Source organism: Pseudomonas sp. RW407 (genome assembly GCF_003176655.1).
Lineage (GTDB): Bacteria > Pseudomonadota > Gammaproteobacteria > Pseudomonadales > Pseudomonadaceae > Pseudomonas > Pseudomonas delhiensis.
Genome location: NZ_QGSL01000091.1, coordinates 918,263 through 921,514 on the forward strand (window position 1 = coordinate 918,263; position 3,252 = coordinate 921,514).

Annotated in this window: 3 protein-coding genes; all 3 read right to left on the bottom strand. The window is 72.8% G+C overall.

Going from position 1 to position 3,252, the window contains the following annotated elements; genetic code table 11:
* Positions 1-499 precede the first annotated feature (499 nt).
* From DK254_RS16605 to DK254_RS16615, 3 genes are read right to left on the bottom strand one after another with little or no spacing between them, the layout of a single operon-like run.
* Entirely contained in the window at positions 500-1,669 is a 1,170-nt protein-coding gene (locus DK254_RS16605) for an MFS transporter (protein ID WP_109934694.1), read from the bottom strand.
* A gap of 13 nt (positions 1,670-1,682) precedes the next feature.
* On the bottom strand, positions 1,683-1,925 hold the full coding sequence (locus DK254_RS16610; protein WP_109934627.1) for a DUF1272 domain-containing protein: 243 nt from the start codon (positions 1,923-1,925) through the stop codon (positions 1,683-1,685).
* Between the two features lie 23 nt (positions 1,926-1,948).
* Complete coding sequence (locus DK254_RS16615) at positions 1,949-2,959, bottom strand: GlxA family transcriptional regulator (protein ID WP_109934628.1); 1,011 nt, start codon at positions 2,957-2,959, stop codon at positions 1,949-1,951.
* Positions 2,960-3,252 lie beyond the last annotated feature (293 nt).

The window sequence follows — 3,252 nt, forward strand, 5'->3', positions numbered from 1 at the left end:
TCGGGGCGGCTTTTTTGTGCGCGTGGCAGTGTTGCACGCGGTCGCGGTGATGGGTATCGCTTCGCTCAACCCATCCTACAAAAGCCCCCGCGGCCGTGCTCTTCGTAGGAGCGAGGGGGACGCCTAGTTCTTGCTCGCGAACCGCATGGCACCGCGTTTGTTCGCGAGCAAGCTTGCCTGTACGTGCCCGCGATTCGCGCGCAGGGCGCGCTCCTACAATGGGAATGGCGCGGGTGGGGGCAGCGTAGGAGCGGATCTCATCCGCGAATCGCGCCGGGATGGCCGGCTATCGCGGACAAGGTCCGCTCCGGGGGAGGAATACCGTGGCTCCCGGCGACCTGTAGGAGCGGGCCCTGCCCGCGATTCGCGCGCAGGGCGCGCTCCTACATGGAATGGCGCGGGTGGGGCAGCGTAGGAGCGGATCTCATCCGCGAATCGCGCCGGGATGGCCGGCTATCGCGGACAAGGTCCGCTCCTACGGGGGGAGGAATACCGTGGCTCAGGCGCTGGCCGGCTGCCGTTTGCGCGCCGGCCACAGCAGCGCCAGGGCGAATGCCAGCACCGGCCACACCAGCAGGTTCACCGCGCTCCAGCCCAGGCTGGTGATGAGCGCGCCGGAGCTGAACGACATCAGCGCCGCCATCAGGCTGTTGCCCTGTTCCATCAGCCCCTGCGCCTGGCCGCGTTCCTCCGCGCCATGGCCCTCGCCGAGCAGGGTGGTGCCGGCCACCAGCATCAGGTTCCAGCCCATGCCCAGCAGCAGCGAGCTGGCCAGGAAGTGGCCATGGTCCAGCCCGGCCAGGGCCACGCCGGCGCTGGCCGCCAGCAGGGCGATGCCGAGCAGGGCCACGCGGCGGCTGCCCAGGAGGTCCACCAGCGGGCCGGCGACGAAGGCCGGGAGGAACATGCCGAGGATGTGCCACTGGATCACGCTCGCCGAGCTTTCCAGCGACAGCCCGCAGAACTGCATGGCCAGCGGCGTGGCGTTCATGATCAGGATCATCAGCCCGTGGCCGGCGGCGGTGCAGGCCATGGCCGCGCGCACCAGCGGCCGGCCGAGCAGCGCGCGCATCGCCGCCAGGCCGCCATGGGGCGGGCGCGGCGCGGCGCCTTCGCGCAGCCGCGCCATCAGCAGCAGGCCCGCGAGCGCCAGTGCGGCGATGGCCAGGTAGGCGCCGACGAAGGGCGTGGGCAGCGCCTGCCGGGCCCACAGCGCCAGGCTGGGCGCCAGCAGCGCGGCCAGCACGCCGCCGCCGATCACGTAGGCGCTGGCGCGGCCCTTCTCGGCCTCGCCCACCGCCTCCAGCGCGGCGAAGCGATAGTACATGGCCGAGGCCTGGTAGGCGCCGATGGGCAAGGCGCCCAGGCACAGCAGGGCGAACGAGCCGAGCTGCACGCCCAGGGCGCAGGCCAGCCCGCCGAGCACGCCGCCGGCGGCGCCCAGCATCAGCCCGGGGCGGCGGCCGTGGCGCTGCATGAACAGCGATAGCGGCTGCACCGCCAGCAGGTTGCCCAGCACCAGCAGGGCCAGGGGCAGGGTGGCCAGGCTGTTGAGTGGCGCCAGTTGCGCACCGATCAGCGAGGTCAGGGTGATGCCGATCAGCGAGCAGGACCAGTACAGCGCCTGGCCGAGGAACAGCAGGCGCAGCGCGCCGTTGCGCAGTAGCAGCATGTCCGCGCCCTCAACCCTGGCAGCCGCCGGGCTTGAGCACCCGCAGCGTCGAGGCCGGATGGCGCAGCAGCGCGTCGGCCGGGCGGCGCGGCCGTTGCAGCAGCTCGCCGCCGCAGTTCGGGCATTGGCCGCCGAGCACGCCTTCGGCGCAGTCGCGGCAGAAGGTGCATTCGAAGGTGCAGATGCGCGCGTCCGGGCTGTCGCCGGGCAGCTCGCGGTCGCAGCATTCGCAGGTGGGGCGCAGTTCGAGCATGGCGAGGTCCTTCTGGCTGGGGATCAGGCGTCGGCGTGCTGGCCGAAGCGTTCGGCGTATTCCTGGGGGCTCACCGCCAGGTGCTTGTGGAAGGTGCGCCGCAGGTTCTCCGGGTGGCCGAAGCCGCACAGCCGCGCCACGGTGGCGATCGACGCCCGGGCGTCCTGCAGCAGGGCGCGGGCGGCTTCCAGGCGGACCTTCTCGACGTAGCGCCCCGGCGCCACGCCCAGCTCGCCGATGAACACCCGCGAGAGGGTGCGCGGGCTCATGCAGGCCTGCCCGGCCAGGGCTTCCAGCGACAGGTCGGCGCCGAGGTTGGCCGGGATCCACTCCAGCAGCGCGGCCAGGCGCGGCGCGCGCACCGGCTCCGGGGTCAGCCAGGCGCTGAACTGCGCCTGGCCGCCGGGGCGCCTGAGGAACATCACCAGGCGCCGGGCCACGGCCAGGGCCAACGGGCGGCCGAGGTCGGCCTCCACCAGCGCCAGGGCCAGGTCGATGCCGGCGGTGACTCCGGCGGAAGTGAACACGTGGTCGTCGCCGTCGCGGCGGCTGGGATCGTAGGTGTGCAGGCGGTCGCCCTGCACCTGGACCGCGGGGTGGCACGCGCGCAGGGTATCGACGTCGGCCCAGTGGGTGGTGGCGGTGCGCCCGTCGAGCACCCCGGCGGCGGCCAGCAACAGGGCGCCGGAGCACACCGAGCCGAGGCGCCGCACCTGGCCCTCGGCGACGCGCAGCCAGGCTAGCAGCGCGGCATTGGCGCACTGTGCCTCCACGCCCAGGCCGCCGGGCACCAGCAGGGTGTCGAGCCCGGCGGCATCCGTGTCGCCCCAGGCGGCGTCGGCGCAGATACGCAGGCCGGCGGAGGTGGCCACCGGGCCTTCGTCCTCGCCCAGCACCAGGAGCTGGTAAGGCGCCGGCAGGCCCTGGCGCTGGCGCTCGACGTTGGCCGAGGCGAACACCTGCAGCGGGCCGGTGACGTCCAGGCTCATCACGTCGGGGTAGATCAGGCTGGCGATGCGGCGGGTGGCGGGCATGGCGGATGGCTCCCGGGGTTTGCCGGGAGTGTGCGCCTGGCGGGGTGTGGCGGCAATGCCAGGTAGCCCACGGATCTTGCCAATCGTTTGCCGGGGCTCCCGGAGGGCCCAGCGCGGCCTGGGAGTTCAATCGCGGACGGAGTCCGCTCCTACGGCTGTGCTTCCTGGAACCGTAGGAGCGGACTCTGTCCGCGATTCGGCGGATAACGCCGTAGGCGTTATGCGCCCTACGGGGAGTCCGGTAGCTTCGTGGTTTCCCACCACGCCGGACGGTCCCCTCTCCCGCTTGCGGG